24 protein-coding genes and 2 tRNA genes are annotated in these 26,008 nt (G+C 64.7%); 14 read left to right on the top strand and 12 right to left on the bottom strand.

The genetic code is table 11. The features are described from left to right. Positions 1 to 42 precede the first annotated feature (42 nt). A complete protein-coding gene (locus ACF3NP_RS10300) occupies positions 43 to 1,221 on the top strand; it encodes an N-acetylmuramoyl-L-alanine amidase (protein WP_392398661.1) in 1,179 nt (392 codons plus the stop codon). On the opposite strand, the gene ACF3NP_RS10295 is transcribed toward ACF3NP_RS10300, so the two are convergent. The 7 genes from ACF3NP_RS10295 to rpmH all read right to left on the bottom strand — a co-directional run bounded on the left by ACF3NP_RS10295 (position 1,222) and on the right by rpmH (position 5,686). Beyond that, positions 1,222 to 2,262 carry a ParB/RepB/Spo0J family partition protein gene (locus tag ACF3NP_RS10295; RefSeq protein WP_239307369.1) on the bottom strand — a complete coding sequence of 347 codons (1,041 nt, stop codon included), beginning with the start codon at positions 2,260 to 2,262 and terminating at the stop codon, positions 1,222 to 1,224. A 3-nt stretch (positions 2,263 to 2,265) separates the two neighbouring features. Next, entirely contained in the window at positions 2,266 to 3,201 is a 936-nt protein-coding gene (locus ACF3NP_RS10290; protein WP_181889400.1) for a ParA family protein, read from the bottom strand. Beyond that, positions 3,202 to 3,834, bottom strand: a complete 633-nt coding sequence (gene rsmG, locus ACF3NP_RS10285; RefSeq protein ID WP_181889401.1) for a 16S rRNA (guanine(527)-N(7))-methyltransferase RsmG — start codon at positions 3,832 to 3,834, stop codon at positions 3,202 to 3,204. An 82-nt stretch (positions 3,835 to 3,916) separates the two neighbouring features. Then, the gene (gene yidC / locus ACF3NP_RS10280; protein ID WP_181889402.1) at positions 3,917 to 4,882 is read right to left on the bottom strand and encodes a membrane protein insertase YidC; all 966 of its coding nucleotides are present in this window, start codon (positions 4,880 to 4,882) and stop codon (positions 3,917 to 3,919) included. Between the two features lie 9 nt (positions 4,883 to 4,891). Beyond that, the gene (gene yidD, locus ACF3NP_RS10275; protein ID WP_181889403.1) at positions 4,892 to 5,179 is read right to left on the bottom strand and encodes a membrane protein insertion efficiency factor YidD; all 288 of its coding nucleotides are present in this window, start codon (positions 5,177 to 5,179) and stop codon (positions 4,892 to 4,894) included. Next, positions 5,179 to 5,535, bottom strand: coding sequence for a ribonuclease P protein component (rnpA, locus tag ACF3NP_RS10270; protein WP_181889404.1), 357 nt, complete (start codon positions 5,533 to 5,535; stop codon positions 5,179 to 5,181). Before rnpA ends, yidD begins: the two co-directional genes overlap by 1 nt. Before the next feature lie 13 nt (positions 5,536 to 5,548). Continuing rightward, positions 5,549 to 5,686 carry a 50S ribosomal protein L34 gene (gene rpmH / locus ACF3NP_RS10265; RefSeq protein WP_034996682.1) on the bottom strand — a complete coding sequence of 46 codons (138 nt, stop codon included), beginning with the start codon at positions 5,684 to 5,686 and terminating at the stop codon, positions 5,549 to 5,551. Between the two features lie 769 nt (positions 5,687 to 6,455). Here rpmH and dnaA point away from each other — a divergent pair. From dnaA to gyrB, 5 genes are all read left to right on the top strand, one after another. Continuing rightward, entirely contained in the window at positions 6,456 to 8,018 is a 1,563-nt protein-coding gene (gene dnaA, locus ACF3NP_RS10260; RefSeq protein ID WP_392398660.1) for a chromosomal replication initiator protein DnaA, read from the top strand. A 612-nt stretch (positions 8,019 to 8,630) separates the two neighbouring features. Beyond that, complete coding sequence (gene dnaN / locus ACF3NP_RS10255; RefSeq protein ID WP_392398659.1) at positions 8,631 to 9,815, top strand: DNA polymerase III subunit beta; 1,185 nt, start codon at positions 8,631 to 8,633, stop codon at positions 9,813 to 9,815. Positions 9,816 to 9,818: 3 nt separating this feature from the next. Then, a complete protein-coding gene (recF, locus tag ACF3NP_RS10250) occupies positions 9,819 to 11,000 on the top strand; it encodes a DNA replication/repair protein RecF (protein ID WP_181889408.1) in 1,182 nt (393 codons plus the stop codon). Continuing rightward, on the top strand, positions 10,984 to 11,580 hold the full coding sequence (locus ACF3NP_RS10245; RefSeq protein WP_181889409.1) for a DciA family protein: 597 nt from the start codon (positions 10,984 to 10,986) through the stop codon (positions 11,578 to 11,580). Before recF ends, ACF3NP_RS10245 begins: the two co-directional genes overlap by 17 nt. Positions 11,581 to 11,726: 146 nt before the next feature. Beyond that, positions 11,727 to 13,826, top strand: coding sequence for a DNA topoisomerase (ATP-hydrolyzing) subunit B (gyrB, locus tag ACF3NP_RS10240; protein ID WP_181889410.1), 2,100 nt, complete (start codon positions 11,727 to 11,729; stop codon positions 13,824 to 13,826). A gap of 63 nt (positions 13,827 to 13,889) precedes the next feature. On the opposite strand, the gene ACF3NP_RS10235 is transcribed toward gyrB, so the two are convergent. After that, positions 13,890 to 14,324 carry a DUF6918 family protein gene (locus tag ACF3NP_RS10235; protein ID WP_181889411.1) on the bottom strand — a complete coding sequence of 145 codons (435 nt, stop codon included), beginning with the start codon at positions 14,322 to 14,324 and terminating at the stop codon, positions 13,890 to 13,892. A gap of 159 nt (positions 14,325 to 14,483) precedes the next feature. Next, a complete protein-coding gene (locus tag ACF3NP_RS10230; protein ID WP_181889412.1) occupies positions 14,484 to 14,900 on the bottom strand; it encodes a hypothetical protein in 417 nt (138 codons plus the stop codon). A gap of 190 nt (positions 14,901 to 15,090) precedes the next feature. On the opposite strand from ACF3NP_RS10230, the gene ACF3NP_RS10225 reads away from it, so the two are divergent. After that, complete coding sequence (locus ACF3NP_RS10225) at positions 15,091 to 16,059, top strand: hypothetical protein (RefSeq protein WP_181889413.1); 969 nt, start codon at positions 15,091 to 15,093, stop codon at positions 16,057 to 16,059. 84 nt (positions 16,060 to 16,143) lie between these two features. On the opposite strand, the gene ACF3NP_RS10220 is transcribed toward ACF3NP_RS10225, so the two are convergent. Beyond that, a complete protein-coding gene (locus ACF3NP_RS10220) occupies positions 16,144 to 16,407 on the bottom strand; it encodes a TetR family transcriptional regulator (RefSeq protein WP_181889414.1) in 264 nt (87 codons plus the stop codon). Next, positions 16,404 to 16,616, bottom strand: a complete 213-nt coding sequence (locus tag ACF3NP_RS10215) for a CopG family transcriptional regulator (protein WP_181889415.1) — start codon at positions 16,614 to 16,616, stop codon at positions 16,404 to 16,406. Before ACF3NP_RS10215 ends, ACF3NP_RS10220 begins: the two co-directional genes overlap by 4 nt. Positions 16,617 to 16,676: 60 nt before the next feature. On the opposite strand from ACF3NP_RS10215, the gene gyrA reads away from it, so the two are divergent. Both gyrA and ACF3NP_RS10205 read left to right on the top strand, forming a co-directional pair. After that, complete coding sequence (gene gyrA / locus ACF3NP_RS10210) at positions 16,677 to 19,229, top strand: DNA gyrase subunit A (protein ID WP_181889416.1); 2,553 nt, start codon at positions 16,677 to 16,679, stop codon at positions 19,227 to 19,229. A gap of 3 nt (positions 19,230 to 19,232) precedes the next feature. Next, complete coding sequence (locus ACF3NP_RS10205; RefSeq protein ID WP_181889417.1) at positions 19,233 to 19,577, top strand: DUF3566 domain-containing protein; 345 nt, start codon at positions 19,233 to 19,235, stop codon at positions 19,575 to 19,577. Between the two features lie 254 nt (positions 19,578 to 19,831). Here the strand turns inward: ACF3NP_RS10205 and ACF3NP_RS10200 are convergent, their stop codons facing one another. Next, complete coding sequence (locus ACF3NP_RS10200; RefSeq protein ID WP_181889418.1) at positions 19,832 to 20,956, bottom strand: zinc-dependent metalloprotease; 1,125 nt, start codon at positions 20,954 to 20,956, stop codon at positions 19,832 to 19,834. A 391-nt stretch (positions 20,957 to 21,347) separates the two neighbouring features. Between ACF3NP_RS10200 and ACF3NP_RS10195 the strand changes: the two genes are divergently transcribed. The 5 genes from ACF3NP_RS10195 to crtI all read left to right on the top strand — a co-directional run bounded on the left by ACF3NP_RS10195 (position 21,348) and on the right by crtI (position 25,865). Next, positions 21,348 to 21,421: transfer RNA gene (locus ACF3NP_RS10195), tRNA-Ile, on the top strand. A gap of 18 nt (positions 21,422 to 21,439) precedes the next feature. Further along, positions 21,440 to 21,512, top strand: a tRNA-Ala gene (locus ACF3NP_RS10190). Between the two features lie 149 nt (positions 21,513 to 21,661). Next, on the top strand, positions 21,662 to 23,380 hold the full coding sequence (locus tag ACF3NP_RS10185; RefSeq protein WP_181889419.1) for an ATP-binding protein: 1,719 nt from the start codon (positions 21,662 to 21,664) through the stop codon (positions 23,378 to 23,380). 119 nt (positions 23,381 to 23,499) lie between these two features. Then, the gene (locus ACF3NP_RS10180; protein ID WP_338026631.1) at positions 23,500 to 24,339 is read left to right on the top strand and encodes a phytoene/squalene synthase family protein; all 840 of its coding nucleotides are present in this window, start codon (positions 23,500 to 23,502) and stop codon (positions 24,337 to 24,339) included. Further along, entirely contained in the window at positions 24,336 to 25,865 is a 1,530-nt protein-coding gene (gene crtI / locus ACF3NP_RS10175; RefSeq protein WP_181889420.1) for a phytoene desaturase family protein, read from the top strand. The genes ACF3NP_RS10180 and crtI overlap by 4 nt, the downstream gene beginning before the upstream one ends. Positions 25,866 to 26,008 lie beyond the last annotated feature (143 nt).

Below are 26,008 nucleotides of genomic sequence, written 5' to 3'. Positions count from 1 at the left end.
GGCGCGTAGACTGACCCTGTCCATCCAACTAGAAAGGCCCGCATGCAAGACATTTTGCGCGTTGGCGACTCCAGCACACGGGTCGCCGAGGTCCGGATGTCCTTAGCCCGCCTGGGCCTGATAGACGGCTACGAGGGCGACATCGACTCCACCCGGCGCTTCTCCGAGAGCGAGATGCTTTACGACGACATCCTGTGCGAAGCCGTCAAAGCCTTCCAACAATCCCGCGGCATCGTGCCCACCGGGACCATCGACGCGGCGACGCTGCGCGAGCTGCGCGAGGCGTCCTACACCCTCGGCGCGCGCGTGCTGAGCTACCAGCCCGGCCAGGAAATGGTCGGCGACGACGTCGGGCAGCTGCAGTCCCAGCTGCACGAGCTGGGCTTTTACCCGCACCGGGTGGACGGCCGCTTCGGGCCGCGCACCTACGAGTCGCTGATGAACTACCAGCTCAACTCCGGGCTGGAGGACGACGGCGTGTGCGGCCCCGACACCCTCCACGCCCTGTCGCTTCTGGGCCGCCGCATCACCGGCGGGTCCGCGCAGGCCATCCGCGAGCGTGAGACCGTGCGCCAGGCCGGCCCGAACCTGACCGGCAAGCGCGTGGTCATCGACCCGGACCTCGGCGGCGCCGACCGCGGCCTGGTCGTCGACGGCCCGTACGGCCCCATCACGGAAGAAGAGATCCTCTGGGATTTGGCCCAGCGCATCGAGGGCCGCATGGTCGCCGCCGGCATGGAAACCATCCTGTCGCGACCCCGCGGCGACAACCCCTCCAACAAGCAGCGCGCCGACTTGGCCAACGGCTTCAAGGCGGACCTGCTCATTTCCCTGCGCCTGGACTCCTACCAGAACGAGAAGGCCAACGGCGTGGCCACCTTCTACTTCGGCTCCGAGAAGGGCAGCTCCTCGCTGACCGGGGAGACGCTATCCGGCTACATCCAGCGCGAGGTCGCCGCCCGCACCCAGCTGCAGAACTGCCGCAACCACGCCCGCACCTGGGAGATGCTGCGCATGACCCGGATGCCGTCGGTGGAGCTGGTGGCCGGCTACCTGACCAACCCGGGGGACCTAGCCGTGCTCACCGACCCCAACGAGCGCGACGCCATCGCCGAAGCGGTCGTGGTGGCCGTCAAGCGCCTCTACCTGCTCGACCACGACAACCGGCCCACCGGCACCTACTCCTTCAAGGAGCTGCTGCGGGAGGAAAAGCACGCCTAGCTAGTCGGTGCCCTGGATGAGCCCCATGATGCGCTCGAAGTCGTCCTTGTCGCCGAACTCGACCACGATCTTGCCCTTGCGCTTGCCCATGGTCACCGACACCTTGGTGTCCCAGATGTCCGCGAGCGAATCGGCGGCGCGGGTGAGGTACTCCGGCTGCGGGGCGGGCTGGCGCTTCGGCTTATCCGGCACCTTGCCGTTCGAATTGATCAAAGACACGGCCTCTTCCGTCGCGCGGACGGAAAGGCCCTCGGCGACAATGCGGTCGGCAAGCTGGGCCTGGGCGTCGGCGGTGCCGTCGCCAAGCTTGATGCCCAACAGCGCACGGGCGTGGCCCGCGGAAAGCACCCCGGCGGCGACGCGGCGCTGCACGCCCACGGGCAGGTTGAGCAGGCGGATCGCGTTGGTGATCACGGGGCGCGAGCGGCCCAGGCGGTCGGCGAGCTGCTCCTGGGTCACGCCGAACTCGTCGAGGAGCTGCTGGTAGGCGGCGGCCTCCTCGAGCGGGTTGAGCTGGACGCGGTGAATGTTCTCCAAAAGCGCGTCGCGCAGCATGTCCTCGTCGGACGTCTCGCGCACGATCGCCGGGATGTGCTTCAGGCCGGCCTTGGAGGACGCGCGCCAGCGGCGCTCGCCCATGATGAGCTCGAAGCCCTCGGGCGTGTCGCGCACGACGATGGGCTGCAGCAGGCCGAACTCGCGGATGGAGTGGACCAGCTCGGCCAGCTCGTCCTCGTCGAAGACCTGGCGCGGCTGCTTCGGGTTGGGGATGATCTGCCCGACCGGGATCTCCTGGTAGCGCGCGCCGACCGGCACGGGCTGGATCACCTTGTCGCGCTTGGCGGACACTGTCGGGGCACCCTGGACTTTCTTGGGGGCACCCTTTGGTGCGTCGTCAGGCTTGGGTGCTTGCTTGCCAAAAATCACGTCGGAGGCACCCCCGCCGATGCCCGGGGTCTTGCCGTTTTTGTCGATGTCCGACGGCGCCGACGGGATGAGCGCCGCCAGTCCGCGGCCGAGGCCGCCCTTGCGTTCTGCCATTGATTACTCCTCCTCGAGCTGGTTGTAGACCTCGGGGCTCACGCCGATCGGGCCGGTGGTGGGGTGCGGCTGGTAGTCGCCGCGGGTGGCCAGCTCCTTCGCCGCGTCAAAGTAGGCCAGGGCGCCGCGGGATCCGGGGTCGTAGTCGATGACGGTCTGGCCGTAGCCGGGCGCCTCGGAGACCTTCACGGAACGGGGGATGACGTTGTTCAGCACCACTTGGCCGAACTGGCCGCGCACCTCGTCCGCAACGTCGGCGGCCAGGCGGGTGCGGGCGTCGTACATGGTCAGCACGATCGCGGAGATGTGCAGGTTGTTGTTCAGGTGCTCGCGGATCATGCCGATGTTGCCCAGCAGCTGGCCCACGCCCTCGAGCGCGTAGTACTCGCACTGGATCGGGATGAGCACCTCGTCCACCGCGGTCATCGCGTTGATGGTCAAAAGCCCGAGCGACGGCGGGCAGTCGATGAACACGTAGTCGAAGGCGTGCTCGTCCAAAAAGCCGCGGCGGATCTGGTCGTGCAGGCGGTACTCGCGCCGCACCATGGACACCAGCTCGATCTCCGCGCCGGCCAGGTCGATGGTGGCGGGGATGCAGAACAGGTTCGGGTTGTCCGGGTGCGGCTGCACGGCGTCGGAGGCCTCGGCCTCGCCGATGAGCAGCTCGTAGCTCGACGTGGTGCCGGAGGTGTGCTCCGCACCCAGCGCGGTCGACGCGTTGCCCTGCGGGTCCAGGTCGATCACCAACACTTTCAGGCCCTGCTTGCTCAGCCCGGCCGCCAGATTCACGCTGGTGGTGGTCTTGCCCACGCCGCCCTTCTGGTTGGCCACGGTGATCACGCGCGGCTGGTCCGGCTTCGGCAGCGCTTCGCTTCTCGACGTCACCCGCGCCGCGCGCATCGCCGCCTCCATCACAGGAGTCTCGTCGTAGTTTTCCATCTACGCCCCCTTCTTTCTGCGCTGGATACGGATCAACGTGGTGGGCTGCTCCAGCACGGACTCGCCCACAGTGAAGATCTCCGCCTCAACGCCGCCGGCCTTCGCAATGGCCTTCGCGTCGCGCTCGAGTTCCTCCGCCACGGATTCGCCCTTCATCGCAATCATGTGCCCGCCGCCCTGCAGCAGCGGAATGGACCACCCGGCGAGCTTACCCAGCGGGGCGACGGCGCGGGAGGTGACGGCGTCGAAAGCCGCCTTGGGCTGCTCCTCGGCGCGCCCGCGCACCACGGTCACGTTGTCCAGGCCCAGTTCGGAAACGACCTCGCCCAGGTATGTGGAGCGCTTCAGCAACGGCTCAATCAACGTGATGGAAAGGTCCGGCCGCGCGATCGCCAGCGGGATACCGGGAAGGCCGGCGCCTGAGCCGATGTCCGCCACCTTCAGACCAGGCTCGAACGCCTCCGCGATCACTGCGCAGTTGAGGATGTGGCGCTCCCACAAACGCTCCACCTCTTTGGGCCCGATGAAGCCGCGCTCGGCGGCCGTGGTGGCCAAAGAGCGGTGGTAGGCCTCGGCCAATCCGAGGCGTTCTCCGAAAACTTGGGCTGCGGCTGCAGGGGAGGTATCCGACATGCACAACACTGTAGTCGGCCCGCCGACATGAAAAAGTCCCGGCCGAAAACGGGCCGGGACTTGTTCGTCGATAAGCAGAAAGTTACTTACCTTGCTTCCGCTGCTTCTTGGTGCGGCGGTCCTTGGTGCGCGCGCCCGGGGCGGGGGCGGTGGTGCGCTTGAGCTCCACCTTGCGCGCCTCCTCGGCGGCCTCTTCTTTGTCCATCTTGTTGTTCAGCCACATGGTCTGGAAGAACGTCCACAGGTTGTTGGTGAGCATGTAGAACAGCAGGCCGATGTGCCAGATCACGCCGGTGGCAAGAATCATGACGGGGAAGAACCACATCATCATCTTGTTCATCAGACCCATCTGGGACTGCATCATCTCGGCCATCTCGCCCTGCGGCTTCGGGCCCTTGCCGGCGGCCTTGCGGGCCTCCTGGCGCTTGACCATGAGGCGGGCGTTGAGGTGCGTGAACGCCGCACACAGCAGAACCAGCGGCAGGCACACGGCGATGATCTGCGCGCGGGTCAGATCCGCGTTGCCGAACGCGGCGAAGGCCTCCTGCGGCATGGACATGTACGCGGACAGCGGCACGCCGAAGAAGTCCGCGTCCAGGAAGGACTGCACGTCTTCCACCGGGAAGGCGTAGTTCGCGGTGGAGCGGTTCTCCTCCACGGACATGCCCAGCTCACTGGTGCGGTTGAAGGAGCGCAGCACGTGCAACAGGCCGATGAAGATGGGCAGCTGCACGATCGGCACGATGCAGGACGACAGCGGGTTCGTACCGTTTTCGCGGTAAAGCTTCTGCGTCTCTTCGGCGATCTTCTGCTGGTCGCCCTTGTACTTCTCGCGGATTTCCTGCATCCGCGGCTGCATCTCCTGCATTTTGCGCGTGGAGCGCATCTGGTTGACCATCGGCTTGAGCAGCAGCAGGCGCACCGTGCAGGTGAGCAGGACGATGGCCAAGATCCAGGAGATGCCCGAATCCTTGGGGATGACAAAGCCGAGAACCTCGTGCCAGAACCTCAGCACCCAGGAAATCGGCCAATAGATGAAATTCAGCACGTTTCGGTGTTACTCCTCACTCATTTCAATGCTGCCCGGCACTGGGTCGTAGCCGCCGGGGTGCCAGGGCCCGCATTTGCACAGCCTGGCCGCGGCCATTGCGCCGCCGCGCACCGCTCCGTGGCGTGACACGGCTTCGAGCGCATACGCACTGCATACTGGCATAAAACGGCACGTCCCGCCCATCTTAAGGGGTGAGATGTACTTTTGGTAACCGCGAATCAGCCCCACCAGCAGTTTCGCCGCAGGCCCCTTCGCGGCGGGAATTTCGCCGCCGGCGAAGTTGAAGTAGGCCATTATCGCTTCTTTTGCGCTTTGTCCAGGGCTTTTTCCAGATCGCGCGCGAGCTCGTCGGTCGTTGCGGCTGCGGCGGGCGGGAGGGCGCGGATCACCACATCGACAGAGCGCTCAAGCTTATCGACGAGCTCCCGCTCCACCACCACATGCCGCAACTTCCTCGACACGGCATGGCGCGTCACGGCGTTGCCCACCTGCTTGGACACCACCAGCCCGAAGCGCGGCCCGCCCTGGATGACGGGGTCTTTCCGGTGGTGCACATGCACCATTAACGTGCGAGACCCCGCGCGCACACCCTTCCTCATCGCAACTTTGAAGTCTGCGGAGGAAGAAAGTTTGTGCGGGCGGGGTAACACGCTCGGGTTGAAACTATGCCGTCAGCTTTGCGCGGCCCTTCTTGCGGCGCGCGGAAACGATGGCGCGGCCAGCGCGGGTCTGCATGCGGGCACGGAAGCCGTGCTTGCGTGCGCGGCGACGGTTGTTCGGCTGGAAAGTCCGCTTAGACACGGTGGACTCCTTGTGCAGTCGTGAACAGCCGGCGGCTCGTCAAAGCCTCCCGGGGAAGTGGCCGTTCCAGAGTTGAAACGTTGCGTTGAGATTGCGGCTCGGCTCCAGAGGTGGAGCGCAGTTCGCGTGCAGCGCCTTCGCCAGCTCGCCTTGATTCAAGCGGCCCGGTGCCCGGCGGGGGCGGTGCTCTCAGATGTACGCCGGTGCAACCGACGTAAAGACGGGGTTAAGACTACGCGAATTTGTGCTCCCCGGCCAAATCAACACGCGCACTTTTTTCCAGGGGCAATCGGGTACCCCCGTAATTACAACAATGTGTTTTTTCGCAGGTGGGGCGGGAAATCCTCCCCGCACCCTGCGAGAGGGCTGGCAGTATGTGGACAGCTGTTCGACGCGGCGGTTTATCCACAAAAACCGGCCCTGGCGAAGTTTCGACAGCCCAAGGTCGGAGCGGGTAACAATAAAGCAATCACCACAATCGCACAGCCCGGGGATGCACAGGGCTGTGGATAACTGTGAAGTACCGGTTGAGACTTTCGCCAAAAACGCGTTGTTTGCGCAGGTCACGGCGGTGTAAATCTTCACACACAGTTATCCACAGGCCGCGCGGACCTTGTGGACAACCCTCGCTGCTAAAGTATCCACACCTGTGGATAACACTGTGGAACAGCAGGTGGCAGCGCGCCGAGCGGGCGAGCGAAGTTGTGGATTGCACAGTGAAATCCGGTGAATTACACCGAATGTAGACAGGAACAGACTGGAGACGACGTTGGCGGACCAACACCTCGAGGACCTGTGGCGCGGCGTCGTCGACGAGCTGCTGCGCCTCTCGGAGCAGGCCACCTCGTCCGTACCCACGCTGACCCCCCAGCAGCGCGCATACCTGCGGCTGATGAAGCCGGTCGTGCTTGTCGACGGCTACGCCCTACTCTCCGCACCCCACCAAGCCGCCAAAAATGTCATTGAGGAGTCACTGGCTCCCCACATCACGGCACTGCTGTCCTCCCACACCGGCCAGCCCTACGCCCTGGCCGTCTCCGTCGCCGCACCTGAACCGGAGCCGGAGCCCGAACCTGTTCAGCAGCCGGCGCCGACGCCGGAACCCAGCTGGCAGCCCACCCAATCCCACGTTGAAGCGCCGGCGGCGGGGGAGCAGATCCCCATGGGCCTGGACGAATTGGCGCAGATGCATGCTGCACAGGTGGCGGGGCGCCGTCGAGAAGCAAATGCGCACCCCACCGTGGACCGCCGCATCCCCCGCGAGAAGCCCGCGCACGACCCCGACCGCGAAGCCAGCCTGAACCCGAAGTACACCTTTGAAAACTTCGTCATCGGCTCGTCCAACCGCTTCGCCAACGGCGCCGCCGTCGCCGTCGCCGAAAACCCCGCCAAGGCCTACAACCCCCTGTTCATCTGGGGCGGCTCCGGCCTGGGCAAAACCCACCTCCTGCACGCCGCCGGCAACTACGCACGCGTGCTGCAGCCGGGACTGCGCATCAAATACGTCTCCTCCGAGGAATTCACCAACGACTACATCAACTCCGTGCGCGATGACCGCCAAGAATCCTTCAAGCGGCGCTACCGCAACCTGGACATCCTGATGGTCGACGACATCCAGTTCCTCGAAGGCAAAGAAGGCACCCAGGAAGAGTTCTTCCACACCTTCAACGCCCTGCACCAGGCAAACAAGCAGATCATCCTGTCTTCCGACCGGCCACCCAAGCAGCTGACCACGCTCGAAGACCGGTTGAGGACGCGCTTCGAAGGCGGCCTGATCACCGACGTGCAGCCGCCGGACCTGGAAACCCGCATCGCCATCCTGATGAAGAAGGCGGCAGCCGACGGCACCCAGGTCGACCACTCCGTGCTGGAGCTCATTGCCTCCCAGTTCGAGTCTTCCATCCGCGAGCTCGAGGGCGCGCTGATCCGCGTGTCGGCCTACTCGTCGCTGATCAACGAGCCGATCACCATGGAAGTCGCCCAGGTCGCACTGCGCGACATCCTTCCCGACGAAGGCGACGTCAACATCACCGCCGACGCCATTAAGGACGCCGCTGCGGAGTACTTCCAGGTCTCCCTGGACCAGCTCGTCGGCGCCGGAAAGACCAGGCAGGTCGCCCACGCGCGGCAGATTGCCATGTACCTCTGCCGCGAATTGACCGAACTGTCCCTGCCCAAGATCGGCGACGAGTTCGGCGGCAAGGACCACACCACCGTCATGTACGCGGACCGCAAGATCCGCAAGGAGATGACGGAAAACCGCGGCACCTACGACGAGATCCAGGAGCTCACGCAGGTGATCAAGAACCGCGCCCGCACCCGCGCGCGCTAGTTCGTGCTTTAGGCGGCGGACCCACTCCCATCTCCACAGACCCTGGGAGCCAAAGCCTGGGAATGCGCGAAAATCGCACGATCCCAGGCTTTGGCTCCCAGGGTCTGTCGTTGTGCTGCCTGGTGAGGGGCACCGGCAAACCACTTCCGTACCACTCTCCACAACCCTATCCACACCTGTGTAATTACAGCGATGTGGTTTAGCCAAATGCGTCACATTGTAACCGAAGTCACACAAGCGAAAGCTGGGGACAGTGTGTGCATAACTGGTGGAAGAACGCGGTTCCGTTTGTGTAATTTCAAAGGGCCGGAAAATCTATCCACAGGGCGACGCACTTATCCACAAGTTATCCACAACCCAAATCACACGCGCGACACGCCGTGCGACCGGCGCAAAAACACTCCGATCCACAGTTTCCCCAACACCTACTGTTGTTCCCCTCTTTACTTCTTGTAATTCAATCTGGAGAAAGAGAGGGTGTGCAATCTCGGCGGCGATCCGGGAGGTGATGCGTCGATAGGCAGAGTGCGCGCAGGCGAATCACAAATGTAGAGTGGTGTCCGATCTGGCCCTGCCCGAAATGCCAAGAATGCCAAAGGAGACTGCGCAGTCATGGACAACAATGTGTCGTTTCGCGTCCATAAGGATGAGCTCGCGGACGCCGCGGCGTGGGTCGCGCGCAGCCTGCCCACCAAGTCGACGCAGCCGGTGCTGCGCGCGGTTGTGATTACGGCCGACGACAACGGCCTGGAGTTCGCGGGCTTCGACTACGAGGTCTCCACCCGCGTGCGCATCGGCGCCGAGGTGAACGAGCCGGGCCGCGTCGCGGTCGCCGGCAAGCTGCTCGCGGACATCGTGGGCACCATGCCGAACGATGCCATCGAGGTCTCCACCGACTCCAAGGTGATGACGCTGAAGGCGCGTTCCTCCCGCTTCGAACTGCCGCTGATCGCGCTGGACGATTATCCGCAGTTGCCGCACCTGCCGGAGGTCACGGGCCGCATTTCCCCGGCGGCGCTCACGGGCGCGGTCACCCAGGTGGCGTCCGCCGCCGGCCGCGACGACACGCTGCCGATGCTCACCGGCATCCACGTGGAGATCGACGGCGAGAATGTCACCCTCACGGCCACGGACCGCTTCCGCCTGGCGCAGCGTCACCTGACCTGGGAGCCGACCAGCCCGGACGTCAAGGCCGACCTGCTCGTCCCGGCGAAGACGCTGCTGGACAACGCGCGCACGCTGGACACCTCCATCGACGACCCGGTGGAGCTCGCAGCCGGTACGGCCGACAACATCGGCGGCGACGGCCTGTTCGGCCTGCACACCGGCAACCGCGAAACCACCACGCGCATGCTCGACGCCGATTTCCCGAACGTCGAGCCGCTGCTGCCGAAGACGCACACGGCGATCGCGTCGGTGGAGGTCGCGCCGCTTTTGGAGTCCATCCGCCGCGTGAGCCTGGTCGCGGACCGCAACGCGCAGCTGCGCATGCACTTCAAGGAAGGCGAGCTGACGCTGTTCTCCTCCGGCGCGGATTCGGGCGCGGCCCAGGAGACGCTGCAGGCCGCGTTCACCGGCGTGGACGAGCTGCTTATCGCGTTCAACGCGGGCTATCTTCGCGACGGCCTGTCGGTCATCGGCACCGACCGCGTCGTGTTCGGCTTCACGGAGGCCTCCCGCCCGGCGATCATGATCCCGCAGCCGGAGGAGCTGCCGGAGCGCGGCGAGGACGGCACGTTCCCGACCCCGGACACGCACTTCACTTACCTGCTCATGCCGGTTCGCCTGCCGGGCTAGCCCATGCACGTCCGCGAGCTCGATCTGCGTGATTTCCGCTCGTGGCCCGAGCTGAATCTCAAGCTTGAGCCGGGCGTGACCGTTTTCGCGGGCCGCAACGGCCACGGCAAAACCAACATTGTGGAGGCGGTCCACTATTCGTCGAAGCTGTCGAGCCATCGCGTATCGACGGATGCTCCGCTGATCCACGCCGGCGCCGAAAACGCACGCGTGTCCGCCACCACCGTCAACGACGGCCGGGCGCTGACCACGCACCTGCTGATCAAGGCGCACGGCGCGAACCAGGCCCAGATCAACCGCACCCGGCTAAAGTCCGCCCGCGAGCTGTTGGGCGTGCTGCGGGTGGTGATGTTCTCCCCGGAGGATCTGCGCCTGATCACGGGCGAGCCGGCGGAGCGCCGCAAGTTCCTGGACGACCTCGCGGCACTCAGAACACCCCGCCTCGGCGGCGCCCGCGCGGACTACGAGAAGGTGCTACGGCAGCGAAACGCGCTGCTGAAGAGCTCGAACATGGCGCTGCGGCGCGGCTACCAGGACGAGGACGGCGCCAGCGCGCTTTCCACCCTGGACGTGTGGGACGGCCAGCTCGCCGCACTTGGCGCGCAGGTGGTGGCGGGAAGGCTCAGCCTCGTCGACGAGCTCGCCGAGCGCATCACCGAGGCCTACCAGTCCGTCGCCCCGGAGTCGCGCCCCGCGTCGGTGGCGTACAGCTCCACGCTCGACCGGGCGGTGACCGAGCTCAACGGCGGGCCGACACGGGACCCGGCGGTGTTCGAGGCCGCCATGCTCGCTGAGCTGGGGCGTCGCCGCAGGGACGAGATCGACCGCGGCGCCACCCTCGTGGGTCCCCACCGCGACGACCTGGCGCTCATGCTCGGCGACCAACCCGCGAAGGGCTACGCCTCCCACGGCGAAACCTGGTCCTACGCGCTGGCGCTGCACCTCGCCGAATACCAGCTTTTGGCCAGCGACGGCACCGACCCGGTGCTGATCCTCGACGACGTCTTCGCCGAGCTCGACGCCAAGCGTCGCGAGCGCCTCGTGCACGTCGCCGCCGACGCGGAGCAGGTGCTGGTCACCGCCGCGGTGGGCGACGACCTGCCCGGCAACCTCGACGACGCCGTCGCCGCGCGCTACGCCGTGACCATGCAGGACGGGGTGAGCGCCAGTGAGCGATCTGATTAAGCGCAGCTTCGACACAGTCCGCGCCACCGCGCGCAAACGCGGCCGCCCCCTGCCGGACCTCTCCCGCCAGGGCACCAGCACCATCCCCAGGCGCAATAAGCCATCGCTTCACGACGGACCAAAGGCGGGCATCACGGTGCCGGGATTAGACGTGCCGGAGGATCGTCGTAAAGCAAATGTGCGGGGCATCCCCACGGGCCTGGACGGGCGCGCATTGCCGCGCAGCTACAGAGTTTCCTCCTTTTCCAACCTGCTGGGCACTGAAATCCGCAAGCGCGACTGGACCGAGAAGATGGCGCACGGCTGGGTCATGGGGCACTGGGCCGAGCTGGTGGGCGAGAAGATCGGCCAGCACACGCGCGTGGAGATGATCAAGGGCGGCGAAGTGCACGTCAGCTGCGACTCCACCGCCTGGGCCACGCAGATGAAGTACATGCAGCGCGAAGTGCTCGCGGCGATTGCGGCGAAGGTCGGTCCGGACGTGGTGACCAAGCTGCACGTGTACGGGCCGAAGACGAAGAGCTGGCGCTACGGGCCCCTGCACGTGAAGGGCCGCGGCCCGCGAGACACGTACGGGTAGGGGTGGGCGAAAAACGCGCGTGAAACGCCCTCTCGCGCGTTGGACACCTCCCCGTTATGGCCCCCTCACCGTGTAATATGGGACAGGTTCAACGGGCCTGAATTACACATTCGGCCCACATTCACGCATGGAGGAGCTTCCCGAAAGTGGCAGAGCAGCAACCCCATTACGACGCGTCATCGATCACCATCCTCGAAGGCCTCGAGGCGGTGCGCAAGCGCCCGGGCATGTACATCGGCTCGACCGGTGTGCGCGGCCTGCACCACCTGGTGTGGGAGGTCGTGGACAACTCGGTCGATGAGGCGATGGCGGGCTACGCCGACCGCGTCGACGTCACCCTGCTGGAGGACGGCGGCGTCGAGGTCGTGGACAACGGCCGCGGCATCCCGGTGGAGATGCACCCGTCCGGCGCCCCGACGGTGCAGGTGGTCATGACCCAGCTGCACGCCGGCGGCAAGTTCGACTCGGAGTCCTACGCGGTCTCCGGCGGCCTGCACGGTGTGGGTATTTCCGTGGTCAACGCGCTATCCACCCGCGTCGAGGCGGACATCAAGCGCGACGGCAAGCACTGGTACCAGAAGTTTGAGATGGCCGTGCCGGAGAAGCTGGAAGAGGGCGGCAACGCCCGCGGCACCGGCACCACCATCCGGTTCTGGCCGGACGCGGAGATCTTCGAGACCGTCGATTTCAACTACGACACCATCTCGCGCCGCCTGCAGGAGATGGCCTTCCTGAACAAGGGCCTGACCATCACGCTGACGGACCAGCGCGTCACGGACGAGGAGTTGGAGCTCGAGGCGATCGCTGAGGAGGGCGACACCGCAGCGGCTATCGACGGCGACTCGTTCGACGACACCACCGAGACCGTCGACGCGTCCGAGGTGGACCAGGACGGCGACGGCGACACGGTGGAGCCGGGCGACGAAGTCGCGCCGGACGTGAAGAAGAAGCGCGAGAAGAAGGTCACCTTCTACTACCCGGACGGCCTGGTCGACTACGTCAAGCACCTGAACAAGTCGAAGACGGCCATCCACCCGACCATCATCGGCTTCGACCAGAAGGGCGACGGCCTGGAGGCCGAGGTGGCGATGCAGTGGAACGGCTCCTTCAAGGAGTCCGTGCACACCTTCGCCAACACGATTAACACCCACGAGGGCGGCACCCACGAGGAGGGCTTCCGCGCCGCGCTGACCAGCTTGATGAACCGCTACGCGCGCGACCACAAGCTGCTCAAGGACAAGGAGCCCAACCTTACTGGCGACGACTGCCGCGAGGGCCTCGCCGCCGTCGTCTCCGTGCGCGTGGCCGACCCGCAGTTTGAGGGCCAGACTAAGACCAAGCTGGGCAACACCGAGGTCAAGGGCTTTGTCCAGCGCGCGGTGAACGAGAACATCTCTGACTGGTTCGACGCCAATCCAGCCGAGGCCAAGGTCATCGTGAACAAGGCGGTGTCTTCCTCCCAGGCCCGCCAGGCGGCCCGCAAGGCCCGCGACCTGGTGCGCCGCAAGTCCGCCACCGACCTGGGCGGCCTGCCGGGCAAGCTCGCGGACTGCCGTTCCAAGGACCCGTCCAAGTCCGAGCTGTTCATCGTGGAGGGCGACTCTGCAGGCGGCTCCGCCAAGGGCGGCCGCGACTCCATGCACCAGGCGATCCTTCCGCTGCGCGGCAAGATCCTGAACGTGGAGAAGGCCCGCATGGACCGCGTGCTGAAGAACGCCGAGGTCCAGGCCATCATCACCGCGCTGGGCACGGGCATTAACGACGAGTTCGACATCGCCAAGCTGCGCTACCACAAGATCGTGCTCATGGCCGATGCGGATGTGGACGGCCAGCACATCGCCACCCTGCTCTTGACCCTGCTGTTCCGATTCATGCCGGAGCTGGTGGAAAACGGCCACGTCTACCTGGCTAACCCGCCGCTGTACAAGCTGAAGTGGGGCAAGGGCGAGCCGGGCTACGCCTTCTCCGACCGCGAGCGCGACGCGCTGCTGGCGGAGGGCCTGGAGGCCGGCCGCAAGATCAACACCGACGACGGCATCCAGCGCTACAAGGGCCTCGGCGAGATGAACGCCAAGGAGCTGTGGGAGACCACGCTCGACCCGGAGACCCGCATTCTGCGCCGCGTGGATATCGAGGACGCCCAACGCGCCGACGAGCTGTTCTCCATCCTCATGGGGGACGACGTTGCGGCCCGCCGCAGCTTCATCACCCGCAAGGCCAAGGACGTGCGCTTCCTGGACGTGTAAGCGCCCAAAAAATCAACGCCCCGGCGAATGGTTTCGCTGGGGCGTTGGCGACTTTAGACGTCGTTAAGCAAAACGCTCCACGATCTCGCCGAGCTGCGGCAACGACGGCCCCACGATCTTCGCGGCCTTGCCGCGCAGGGTCGAGTACACCTTCTTGATGGCGCCGGGCATGGAATCCGCCTGCTTGTCGCCTGCGTCGAGCATTGCCTTGACGACGTCATCCTCACGGCCCGCCAAGAACTGGCCGAAGTCCTGCTCGCCACTGTTCTTGTAATCGGACCAGTGCGGGTTCAGCTCGTCCACGATCTGCGGGAGGAACTTGTTCACGCCCTTGGAGATTGCGTCGGCGTCGGCCTTCTTGCCCGCGGCGACGGCGGACTTCAGGGCCATGCCGGTGAGGCCGGACTGGCGGGCAACGGTGTCGTCGACCAGGGAGGTGATCTCCTGGACGACCTGGGGGCGCTTGGCTGCGTCGAGCAGCTGGGAAAGATCAGTCATGCCGGCCAGTTTAACGGGAAAAACGGCCGGTGCGGGACCGGCCGTTTTCGGTTGCAGCTCTTCCACCGCAGCACCTCTCTTGCCACATTAGTCACATGGCTCTCATGGGTTCACTGCAACCACAACGGGCACAACCGTAACACAGGCTATGTGGCGGAGCTAACGCTGGGGGAGGTACTGGTCCGCGTAGGACTGCACAAACGCCGTGATCTCCTTCGCAGGAATCAGGCGGTTGCCTTCCGACGAACCCGGCACCTGCGTCAGATTAAACTGCTCCGCCAGGTTGTCCACCGCCTCGCGCGCCTGCGGCACAAAATCCACGATGAGCTGCACAGTCACCGCCGTCGCGGCCAGCGCGATCGCCAGCGAAATCGGCGCCGAACCCGTGTAGGACCCCTCCAGCGGGCGCTTCTCGGGCGCGGTCACGTCCTTGTCGTAGTCCGGGTAGTAGTTCGGCTTGGACGAACCCTTCGAACTCGTCGAGGACAGCTGCGAAATGGCGGTGTCCTGCGCAAACGCAGGGGAGGGGGCGGCGAGCAGGGCGGCGGCCGCCAGCGCCGCGACAGTTTTCTTCATGGAGAACATGTTAGGCGGTGGGGGTTCGTACGGGCCTTGTACCGGGGGATTTTTGTAAAACTCGTCCGTTCTCCGGGCGGTCAGGTACATAATGCCTGGTCGGGGGAGGGTCGCTCGCCGACTTTTGCAAAACTGGCGAAAACTTTCCCCATCCAGGGATCCAAACCGCCATTTTCACCGTCCAAAAGGCATGGGCCTTTACAACGGTATGAACATCACATTTGGGCACGCGATCATGCGGGACCCTCTGCCTGGGATGCCGACACACCCCGTCAACCAGCATTTTTCCGTGCCAACAGACATGCTCATTCCGGGCCCCATTGCCACAGCGGCAGCGTTTTCCCATCCCAGGCGCGTGGTCTACCGTGTGCCTGCGAGTTGCCGCGCCGCCGCGCACGCACTGTCTCACCCGGGGACAACGCTCTCCGGTTTCGGGGCGCTGGCGCTGTACGGCCTTCCAACCTTGGTTGATACGTGCGACACCGTTCTGATCAACCCCAAGGTCGGCCGAAAAGTCCTGGGCACCAGCACAAGGCCGGGGATGGTTCGCGGCAGCCCCAAACCCCAAGACGTTTGGCGGGTGTTCTTCAACGGCGAGGTGGTGCAGCTGGCCACACCCCCTTTGGCGACTATCCAGGCGCTGAAGGCGATCCGCCGTGGTGAAGCTGTGTGGGAGGTCGAAACGGTCGAGGACGACCCTGTCTTTGTCAGGGCCGTGCAGCTCGTGGACGGCGTCCGTCGGTTTCTTGCCATCTCTCCAGAGTCGCTGATTCTTGCAGGCCACAAGCTTATCGACGACCGATGGTTAGCCTCCGTCATCAGCACCTCAAGCGCCCTGGCAGACTCCCCGAAAGAAACAGAGATGCGCCTGATACTGAAGAGGCTCGCGGACAAACACGGCCTCACTTTCCGGGAGCAGTTGCCGGTACGCCGAGGAAACAGGCTTGTCACCACCCTGGACGCCGTACTTCTGGAGCCCCGCTATGGGTTCATGTACGACGGCATCCACCATTGGACAAAGCAGCAGCGGGTCAAGGATGCCGAGATCAACATCGAACTCCAGTTGTTGCAGATCCGTCCGCTGCGCTTCGCCACCGGCACGCTGTGTTCAATCCCGGCGGTGACGGAAGACCTACTTCGGCGGGACGGCTTCATCTGATTGTGTAAAACTCGGCGAAGCGCCTAGGCGCGACCTGCAGGTATCGACATCGGCGCACCCCGATCGGCCGACTTTTACAAATCCTCACTCAGCCCAGCGCCGGTACACCTCGCCGGCGACGTCCGAGAATCCGGTGTTGGACCCGGACAGAGGCTCGAGTGCCCGGATGGTCTCGGCCAGCGCCGCAGCGGCCGCCTCCACCGAGTCGAACACCGGCACGCCGTGGAGCCGGGCGCCAGGCACCGCGGCGCAGGCCGCCAGGGAGGCAAACGAACGGACGTGGCAGCCGTGGAAGGCGCAGTACTCGTCGGCGACGGCCAAGAGCTGCTCGCCGGAAAAACCCCTCATGACCGGGCCTGACGGATCCGGGATTCCATACTGGCGTAGGAGGGGACGAGGGTGCGGGCGAGGTCGGTGACGTGGGCGTCGTCAAGCAATCGCGATGCTGCGGTGACCACCGCACGGCGCGCGGCCTCCTGCTTCGAGCACCCCCATGCGGACGCGAGTAACACGAGCGCCTTGTCCTCGTCTGCGGTCAAGCGGAGCGTCATAGCCATACCACTTTGATACCACGTCGCAACCGGGAGAACCCGGAGAAGCCCGCTAGACTCATTCACATGGCTGATGACACCACTGGCGGTTTGGACCGCATTCAACCAATCGACATCAACGAGGAGATGCAGACCAGCTACATCGATTACGCCATGAGCGTGATCGTGGGCCGCGCGCTCCCCGAGGTGCGCGACGGCATGAAGCCGGTGCACCGCCGCGTGATCTACGCGATGTACGACGCCGGTTTCCGCCCCGAGCGCTCCTACGTCAAGAGCGTGAAGGCCGTCGGCGAGACCATGAGTAACTACCACCCGCACGGCGACATCGCCATCTACGACACCCTGGTGCGCATGGCGCAGCCGTGGGCGATGCGCTACCCGCTCGTGGACGGCCAGGGCAACTTCGGCTCGCCGGGCAACGACGGCCCGGCCGCCATGCGTTACACGGAGTGCAAGCTCACCCCGATCGCCATGGAGATGGTCCGCGACATCCGCGAAAACTCCGTGGACTTCGCCCCCAACTTCGACTCCAAGACCCAGGAGCCGACCGTCCTGCCGTCGCGCGTGCCGAACCTTTTGATGAACGGCTCCAACGGCATCGCCGTCGGCATGGCCACCAACATCCCGCCGCACAACCTGAACGAGCTGGCGGAGGCGATCTACTGGATCCTGGACAACCACGACGCCGAGGAGAAGGAAACCCTCGACGCCGTGATGGAGCGCGTGAAGGGACCGGACTTCCCCACGGCAGGGCTGATCGTGGGCGACCAGGGCATCAAGGACGCCTACACCACCGGCCGCGGCTCCATCCGCATGCGCGGCGTGACCGAGATCGAGGAGATTGGCAACCGCCAGGTCATCACGATCACCGAGCTGCCCTACCAGGTCAACCCGGACAACTTCATCCACAACATCGCCGAGCAGGTCACCGCCGGCAAGATGGTGGGCATCTCCAAGATTGAGGACGAGTCCTCCGACCGCGTGGGCATGCGCATCGTCGTCACGCTGAAGCGCGACGCTGTGCCGCGCGTGGTGCTGAACAACCTGTACAAGCACTCGGCGCTGGAGACGAACTTCTCCGCCAACATGCTCAGCATTGTCGACGGCGTCCCGCGCACCCTGCGCCTGGACCAGATGCTGCGCTTCTACGTCAAGCACCAGATCGAAGTCATCGTCCGCCGCACCCAGTACCGCCTGGACGAGGCCGAAAAGCGCGCCCACATCCTCCGTGGCCTGGTTAAGGCGCTGGACATGCTGGACGAGGTCATCGCCCTGATCCGCCGCTCGCCGACCGTGGACGACGCCCGCCAGGGCCTGATCAACCTGCTCGACGTCGACGAGATCCAGGCCAACGAGATCCTGGCTATGCAGCTGCGCCGCCTGGCGGCCCTGGAGCGCCAGAAGATCATCGACGACCTGGCCGCCATCGAAGAACAGATCGCGGACTACAAGGACATCCTGGCCAAGCCGGAGCGCCAGCGTGCAATTGTCGGCGACGAGCTCAAGGAGATCGTCGATAAGTATGGCGATGAGCGCCGCACCCGCATCGTCGCCGCCACCGGCGACGTCACCGAAGAAGACCTCATCGCCCGCGAAAACGTGGTGGTCACCATCACCTCCACCGGCTACGCCAAGCGCACCAAGGTCGACGCCTACAAGAGCCAGAAGCGCGGCGGCAAGGGCGTGCGCGGCGCCGAGCTGAAGCAGGACGACGTGGTGAAGAACTTCTTCATCTGCTCCACCCACGACTGGATCCTGTTCTTCACCAACTTCGGCCGCGTCTACCGCCTCAAGGCCTACGAGCTGCCGGAGGCGGGCCGCACCGCCCGCGGCCAGCACGTGGCCAACCTGCTGGAGTTCCAGCCGGAGGAGAAGATCGCCCAGATCATCCAGATCCAGACCTACGAGGACGCCCCGTACCTGGTCCTGGCCACCCGCGACGGCCGCGTGAAGAAGTCCCGCCTCACCGACTACGAGTCCGCTCGCTCCGCCGGCCTGATCGCCATCAACCTCAACGAAGGCGACGCGCTCATCGGCGCCTCCCTTGTCGGCGAGGACGACGACCTGCTGCTGGTGTCCGAACAGGGCCAGTCCATCCGCTTCTCCGCCGACGACGAGCAGCTGCGCCCGATGGGCCGCGCCACCGCCGGCGTGAAAGGCATGCGCTTCAAGGGCGACGACCAGCTGCTCGCCATGACCGTGGCCAAGGACGGCGAATACCTGCTCGTGGCCACCTCCGGCGGCTACGGCAAGCGCACCGCCATCGAGGAGTACAACGCGCAGGGCCGCGGCGGCATGGGCGTGATGACCTTCAAGTACAGCCCGAAGCGCGGCAAACTCATCGGCGCGCTCTCTGTCGCGGAGGACGACCAGATCTTCGCCATCACCTCCGCCGGCGGCGTGATCCGCACCGAGGTCGACCAGATCCGCCCGTCCTCGCGCGCGACCATGGGCGTGCGCCTGGTGGACCTCGCCGACGGCGTCGAGCTGCTCGCCATCGACCGCAACGTCGAGGACGAAGGCGAGGAGGAAGCCACCGCAGTCGCCACCGGGCAGAAGACCCTCGAGCAAGCGCTTAGCGACGACAGCTCCGCCAGCGCAGGCGAGGACAAGGAGTAGCCCGTGGCCGTCCGCAAAGTGACCGTGCGCCACATCGGCGCTGGCTCCACCTTCAAAGTGGCAACGCTGCTGGCCTTTCTGGGCTTCATCGCCTGGATGGCCGCCTGCCTGCTGGTCTACTACGGGCTGGAGCGCGCCGGGGTGGTGGATTCAGTGAATTCGCTGATCGGAGGCGTCGGCGGCGACCAGGTGGTGGACATGAAACTGGCCATGTCCGCCGCGGGCCTGTTCGGCCTGGTGGGCTTCCTGTTCCAGGTGATCATGGCCCCGCTGACGGTGATCATGTACAACGCCATCGCGGACCTGGTCGGCGGCATCAACTTCACCATGTCCAACCGGGCGAAGTAGGGGCTGGTCTCCGGGGCGGGCCCCTCAAAACCCCATGTCGATACCTCGATGTCGATAGTTCCTGGTCACAGGTTTGAGCCCTGTTCCGGCGGCTTTTCGTCGAAAGGCCCTGACCTGCAACTATCGACCTCAAGGTATCGACTTCGCCATTCCCGCCTTCATCGCTCGCGGACTCCGCATTGCGGACAACCCCGGCGACCCCAACTATTGGCCAGCACCCACGAAAAAAGCCCCGGCGGAACCGGGGCGTTGGGCTAGAAGGGGAGCAGGCCGTTCATGGCGGCGAAACCTGCACCCGCGATGCCCAGGACGGCCAGGGCCGCAACCACGGAGCCGACGATCGCGGCGACGTTCACGTCTGCGGCCTTGGCCGGAGCGGCCTCGGCGGGCGAGTCTTTAGCGGGCGTGGCCGTGGCCGCCTGAGAAGCCTGCGCCTGTGAAGCCGCAACCGCCGGCGCTGCGCCGTGGGAGACGGTGCGGGCGCCGAGCTCGAGGGCGTCGTGGCCGATGCGCGGGGTGTCCAGGACCAGGGAGTCCCAGTCGGCGGGCACCTCGACGGGCCCGTTGGGGCCTTCGGCGGTGTAGCCCTCCTCGGAGTAGTTGAAGTGGGTGAACTCGTGGTCGTAGTTCATCACGGAGAGGTATTCGGCCGGGGTGGCCTGGGTGCGCGGCAGCTTGCGGGTGATGTCCGCGGATCCGTTGTGGCGCAGGCCGAGGGTGTGGCCGAACTCGTGGAGGATGGCGTTGCGGAGCTGCTCGTCGGTGTCGATCTGGTCGTTGTTGGCCACGAAGAAGGCGCTGTCGCCGACGAGGGCGACGCCGGTGGTGTAGTCGCCGCGGTCGATCTGGTCGCCGATGATGCCCAGGCGGAAGGCGTTGGAGCGGTCGCCGAGGTAGGTGTCGATGTCCTGGAGCAGGCGCACGCCGGTGATCTGGTCGGCGAAGTAGTACTGCGAGTAGGCCACGGTCTCGCCGCCGTGGAACTCGGTGTAGTTGGGGATGTTGGTGTAGGTCTCGCCGGCGTCGATGTGGAGGGCGATGCCGTGGTCGTCGAAAAGCTTGACGATGTCCAGCAGCGCCTCCGCGGACGGCGCGAAGGACTTGCCGTTGTGCTCTTCCATCCAGTTGAGCTGGATGAACAGGTCGGGCCGGTTGGGGTCGACGCCCCAGTCGGGGAGGGCGAGCTCGGTGCCGTCGTGAAGCACGACGCCCTCGGTTTCCCAGTCGTCGGGGAGGCCGTCGTTGTCGGAGTCGATGGCGTATTCGGCTTCCTCGAGGTCAACGAGTGCGGAGGCATCCGCGGCTGCGGCCGGCTGGAGGCCGGTGAAGGCGAGTGCTGCTGCAAGTGCGGCGGCGAGGGCCTTGGTCTGTGCGCGCATCTCGTTGCTCCATTTTGCGTTGTGGTGGACATGGGCTGCTTCGATGTCCATGATTTTATGCAAGGAGTTTGCGCAGGTAAACCGGGGTAAGATCGTTCAACACTTGGTTCGGATTGTTCAACGTTTGCGGGCCCGCACGGGCGCGGATTGTTCACCAATCAGCCCCTGCCAAAGCACCCCCCGAACCGGAGAACAACCCGCTCACCAGCAAAGACGCACAAAACCCCAGGACAGCCCGGATTGTTCACCATTTTCCGCCGCTCCTACCCCCGCCTGTTACCCCTGCTTACCGGGAGGGTGGAACGTCGATAAGCAAATGCCTCTTTTATGGGCCGTACGCTGGCGATTTGGAGCTGTTATGGGTGCTCTGTAATATTCCTATTCGTTCCAAGGGCCTATAGCTCAGTCGGTTAGAGCGCATCGCTGATAACGATGAGGTCGCAAGTTCGATTCTTGCTAGGCCCACGGTACCCTTGGGTACGCGGGGCATTAGCTCAGTTGGTAGAGCACCTGCTTTGCAAGCAGGATGTCAGGAGTTCGATTCTCCTATGCTCCACAGATTGCTCCCTCCGGTTGCGGAGGGAGCTTTTTGCTTTGCGACGGTTGCTCCGTGGCAGCACTTTCACACTTTCCGCCCTCATACTGCGAATCAAACTGTGAAACCGCAGGTAGACAAAGTGCGAAAGTGAGAATACACTCACAACCATGACTTGGACTGAGGGGCAGTTGCGCGAGACGCTCTCCCAGTTGCGTGCGTTTGGAGATGACACCACGCTGGTTGAGTGCAAAACCGCAGGTGGGGGAGTCCCAGAAAGCATTGGGGAAACGCTGTGCGCGTTTGCCAACATGCCGCAATCGGGCGCAATTCTCCTCGGGGTGAGCGAGCGCAGGGGCTTTGAGGTCACCGGGGTTGACCACCCAGCGCAGATGGAAAAGAAGGTGACCAGCGTGAACCGGGCGGCGGTCAAACCCGCGCCACAGTTGGAGTTCACGCACCTGTCCTTGGAGGGGAAGAACGTGGTGGTCGTTGAAGTCACGCCACTGTTGCCCTCCGAGAAGCCTGCGAACTACGACGGCAAACCGTATCTGCGGCAGGCAGACGGCGATTACGTGATGAACTCCAACGACCTGAAGATGCTGGAGCTCTCGGCGCTGGCCGAAAGGCAGCAGTCGCACTTCGATTTCGAGTCCGTGCCGGGAACTGATGCTGGAGTCCTGGACAATGAGGTGCTCACGGGGTTTTTGAAGGCTGTGCGGGGCTCTCGCTCTCGCATCTCCAAAATCGACGACGATGCTCAGCTGCTGCAGGTCACCAACGTCACCGACAGTGAGGGCAACGTCCGCTTCGGCGGCCTGTACGCACTGGGGTACTTGCCACAGTCTGTTGAGCCGGCACTCGGCGCCACGGCTGCGGTGCGCCTTTCCCGCGGTGAGGGCGTGGGCCGGAACAGGAATCTCACAGAGATAGAAGGGCCTTTGCCGGTGATGCTGACGGAGGCTATGGAGTGGATTCGGCAGAATTCAGACACCGTCAGCCGGTACACGAGCAGCGGGCACCTGGTGGACGAACCAGAGTTTCCTCCCAGTGCGATCCGCGAGGTGTTGGCGAATGCCCTGGTGCACCGGGACTTGGGTCCTTCGGTGGATGTGGGCAAGAAGGTTGAAATTCGCATCACGGAGCGGATGCTCATCGTGGTCAGCCCGGGTGGGCTGCGCGGACTGTCTGTGTCACAGCTAGAGAGCCCCGCTCTGACAAAATCGCCGGTGAACAAGAGGCTGTACGAGATAGCGCGCTACCTCCGAACAGAAGATGGTGAGCGCGTCATCGAAGGCGAGGGCGGCGGCATCCAGGAAATCTTGGCTGCGACGCGGGAAGCTCGCCTGCCAAAGCCGCGTTTCATTGACAACGGCGTGGAGTTCAAAGTGCTCTTCCCACGCGGTTCGCGTTTCACGGAAGAGCAAAACTCCTGGCTGGAAGGGTTGCAAAGCATTGGCGAACATTTCACGCCGACAGAAGAGGATTTGCTTGTAGAGCTGCAGAATCATGGAGCCGCCTCTTTCCAAGCAATAACGCAGCGCTACTCGCCACTTGGAGCGCAGTCCTGCAGAAACATGCTGCGAAAACTTGTAGGCGCTGGCGCCATCGTGGAGTCGGACGGGGTGTTCTCCTTGCCCGGGCAGTCCACGGGACAGCACCGGGAGCTCGCCGATCCGACCGACAGTCTCGCCGCACTTGGAAAGAATGTTCCTGCTGTTTACGAGGCGATTCCGCCCGCCGGCGCTGTCACACTCAAGGAACTCCAGGCCACCACGGGGTTGTCGCCGGCGCAGTTGCGTTACGCGTTGGAGCCTTTGTTAGAACACGCCCATGTGGTCATGCTCGGTGGCCAGGGGCAGCGTAGTACTACCTATCGGCGCACGTAATTCACACGTTCCGTCCCCACACTACGAATCAAACTTCGAAACCGCAGGTAGACAAAGTGCGAAAGTGAGAATCCGTGTGCGACCAATCCCGTTGCACCCCCACGGTAAGCTGCCAAGGCGTGAACACCTACCTCTCCCGCTTCGACGCCATGGCGGACAAGGCGGCGGCGCAGGTGATCGCGCAGTATTCCACGAGTTTTTCCCTGGCGGTGCGCACGCTGCCGAAGCCGGAGCGCACCCACATCCGGAACCTGTACGCGGTGGTGCGCATCGCAGACGAGATCGTGGACGGCACCACCACCCAGGCCAACGAGTGCCCGGAAACCGCACTCGACCTGTATGAGGAGCAGGTGCTGCACGCCCCGGCCCACCGCTTCCAAACGGATCCGGTGCTGCATGCGTGGGCTCGCACCTACCGCGAGTGCCACCTGAATCCCGAGCATATACAGGCCTTTTTCGCCTCCATGCGCGCGGATCTGACGCAGACGGAATTTACTCCGCAACAGCTGGATACCTATATATATGGCAGCGCTGAGGTGATCGGCCTGATGTGCCTGGACATTTTCTTGCGCGGCCGCGACACCCCGCACCGCCGCGAGCTGGAGGAGGGCGCCCGCGCGCTCGGCAGCGCGTTTCAGAAGGTCAACTTCCTGCGCGACCTCGGGGAGGACAGCCGCGCACTCGGCCGCGCGTACTTTAACGCCCCGCTTGACGACGATCTAAAGTCCTCCCTCACCAGCCAAATCGCCGACGAACTCGACCGCGCCCACACGGTCATCCCGCTGCTGCCGCCAGCGGCCCGCGGGGGAGTGGCTGCCGCCGAGGCGCTGTTTCGGGAGCTCAACGCCCGCATCGCCGCCACCCCGGCAGCCGAGCTGCAGACCACCCGCGTCCGCGTGCCCAACCACCTCAAAGTAGCGCTCACAGCAAAAGCGCTCGCGAATTCGAGGAAGCCATGAACGAGCAACCGAAGTCAGCCATCGTGATCGGCGCCGGCGTGGCCGGCATGGCCACTGCCGCGCTGCTCGCCCGGGAGGGCATCGACACCACCGTGGTGGAGAAGCTGCCCATCCACGGCGGCCGCGCCGGCAACGAGACCATCGACGGGTTCCGTTTCGACACCGGCCCGAGCTGGTACCTCATGCCGGACGCGTTCGAGCACTTCTTCGGGCTTTTCGGCAAGCGCACCGAGGACCTTCTCAACCTGAAGCCGCTCGTCCCCGCGTACCGCCTCTTCCCGGAGACCGGCGAGCCCATCGACGTCCACTCCGGCCGCGACAACGCCGCCAAGCTCTTCGAGCAGCTCGAACCCGGCGCCGGTGCGAAGCTGCTGGAATACCTGGACAGCGCAGAGGAAACCTACGACCTGGCCATTCAGAACTTCCTGTACACCAACTTCCGCTCGTTCGAGCCCCTGAAGCGCATCCGCGGCCAGTACGCCCGCCTCGCGCGCTACCTCACCGAACCCTTGGACAGGTTCGTGGCCAAGCGCTTCACGGACACGCGCCTGCGCCAGATGCTCACGTACCCGTCGGTGTTCCTCTCCTCGCACCCGAGCCGCACGCCAAGCATGTATCACCTGCTCAGCCACACCGACCTGACCCAGGGCGTGCTGTATCCGCAGGGCGGTTTCGCCGCGGTCATGGACGCGCTCTACGCGCTCGCCGTCGAACACGGCGCGCGGTTCCGTTTCAACTCCGAGGTCGCGGCCATCGAGGACAGGGGCGTAATGCTTATCGACGGCCAAAGGCTCCCCGCCGACCTCACCATCTCCGCCGCGGACCTCCACCACACCGAAACCCGCCTGCTGCCGAAGAGTAAGCGCACCTACGACGAGTCTTGGTTCGCCCCGCGCGACCCCGGCCTGGGCACGGTGCTGGTCATGCTGGGCGTCGAAGGCGAAATCCCGGGGCTGGCCCACCACAACTTCCTGTTCAGCGACGACTGGTCCGACGACTTCGATGCTGTATTTAATGGACCGGTTGCTAGCCGCCCACTGGGCGCGTCGCAGTCCATCTACGTGTCCAAGCCGTCGGCGACGGATCCGTCTGTGGCGCCTGCCGGCCACGAGAACCTGTTCGTGCTGGTGCCGGTGCCCGCGGATCCGTCGGTGGGCCACGGCGACATGTACCGCGGCGAAGCCTCGGAGCAGGTGCAGCGGATCGCGGACGCGGCGATCGAGCAGATTGCGTCACGGTGTGGGGTTGCGGGGCTGGGCCGGAGGATCGTCGTAAAGCAAACGCTCGGGCCTGCGGACTTTGCCGAGCGCTACAACGCCTGGTCCGGCGGGTCCATCGGGCCCGCGCACACGCTGCGGCAGTCCGCGTTCTTGCGCGGGTCCAACACAAGCCGGAAGGTGGAGTCGCTGATGTACGCTGGAGCGACCACGACGCCGGGGGTGGGCGTGCCCATGTGTTTGATTTCCGCTGAGAATGTGCTCAAGCGGGTCCGCGGCGACAGAAGTTCGGGCCCGCTGGACCGCTGACCGTCGGTTTGTTGAACAATTGCGGGTTTTGTGGTGAAGATCACTCGATTTTTTTGTGTGGAAAAGTTGGACAAAGGTCGAGGTCAGCGGGGTGGAGTTATGAGTTTTGTCTTAATATCTGGACTTTTATGGCTTTCAGTGGG

Origin of the sequence: Corynebacterium lehmanniae (genome assembly GCF_043161975.1) — a bacterium.
Lineage (GTDB): Bacteria > Actinomycetota > Actinomycetes > Mycobacteriales > Mycobacteriaceae > Corynebacterium > Corynebacterium lehmanniae.
The sequence above is the reverse complement of the archived record's forward strand: the minus strand, read 5'-3'. Positions and strand labels throughout refer to the sequence as shown.

What these genes read in the sequence shown, in the direction of transcription:
- ACF3NP_RS10300 (WP_392398661.1), top strand. Translation starts at nt 43, where the DNA reads ATGCAAGACATTTTGCGCGTTGGCGACTCCAGCACACGGGTCGCCGAG.
- ACF3NP_RS10295 (WP_239307369.1), bottom strand. Translation starts at nt 2,262, where the DNA reads ATGGCAGAACGCAAGGGCGGCCTCGGCCGCGGACTGGCGGCGCTCATC.
- ACF3NP_RS10290 (WP_181889400.1), bottom strand. Translation starts at nt 3,201, where the DNA reads ATGGAAAACTACGACGAGACTCCTGTGATGGAGGCGGCGATGCGCGCG.
- rsmG (WP_181889401.1), bottom strand. Translation starts at nt 3,834, where the DNA reads ATGTCGGATACCTCCCCTGCAGCCGCAGCCCAAGTTTTCGGAGAACGC.
- yidD (WP_181889403.1), bottom strand. Translation starts at nt 5,179, where the DNA reads ATGGCCTACTTCAACTTCGCCGGCGGCGAAATTCCCGCCGCGAAGGGG.
- dnaN (WP_392398659.1), top strand. Translation starts at nt 8,631, where the DNA reads ATGGACAACAATGTGTCGTTTCGCGTCCATAAGGATGAGCTCGCGGAC.
- recF (WP_181889408.1), top strand. Translation starts at nt 9,819, where the DNA reads ATGCACGTCCGCGAGCTCGATCTGCGTGATTTCCGCTCGTGGCCCGAG.
- ACF3NP_RS10235 (WP_181889411.1), bottom strand. Translation starts at nt 14,324, where the DNA reads ATGACTGATCTTTCCCAGCTGCTCGACGCAGCCAAGCGCCCCCAGGTC.
- ACF3NP_RS10230 (WP_181889412.1), bottom strand. Translation starts at nt 14,900, where the DNA reads ATGAAGAAAACTGTCGCGGCGCTGGCGGCCGCCGCCCTGCTCGCCGCC.
- ACF3NP_RS10225 (WP_181889413.1), top strand. Translation starts at nt 15,091, where the DNA reads ATGGGCCTTTACAACGGTATGAACATCACATTTGGGCACGCGATCATG.
- ACF3NP_RS10220 (WP_181889414.1), bottom strand. Translation starts at nt 16,407, where the DNA reads ATGAGGGGTTTTTCCGGCGAGCAGCTCTTGGCCGTCGCCGACGAGTAC.
- ACF3NP_RS10215 (WP_181889415.1), bottom strand. Translation starts at nt 16,616, where the DNA reads ATGGCTATGACGCTCCGCTTGACCGCAGACGAGGACAAGGCGCTCGTG.
- gyrA (WP_181889416.1), top strand. Translation starts at nt 16,677, where the DNA reads ATGGCTGATGACACCACTGGCGGTTTGGACCGCATTCAACCAATCGAC.
- ACF3NP_RS10200 (WP_181889418.1), bottom strand. Translation starts at nt 20,956, where the DNA reads ATGCGCGCACAGACCAAGGCCCTCGCCGCCGCACTTGCAGCAGCACTC.
- ACF3NP_RS10185 (WP_181889419.1), top strand. Translation starts at nt 21,662, where the DNA reads ATGACTTGGACTGAGGGGCAGTTGCGCGAGACGCTCTCCCAGTTGCGT.
- crtI (WP_181889420.1), top strand. Translation starts at nt 24,336, where the DNA reads ATGAACGAGCAACCGAAGTCAGCCATCGTGATCGGCGCCGGCGTGGCC.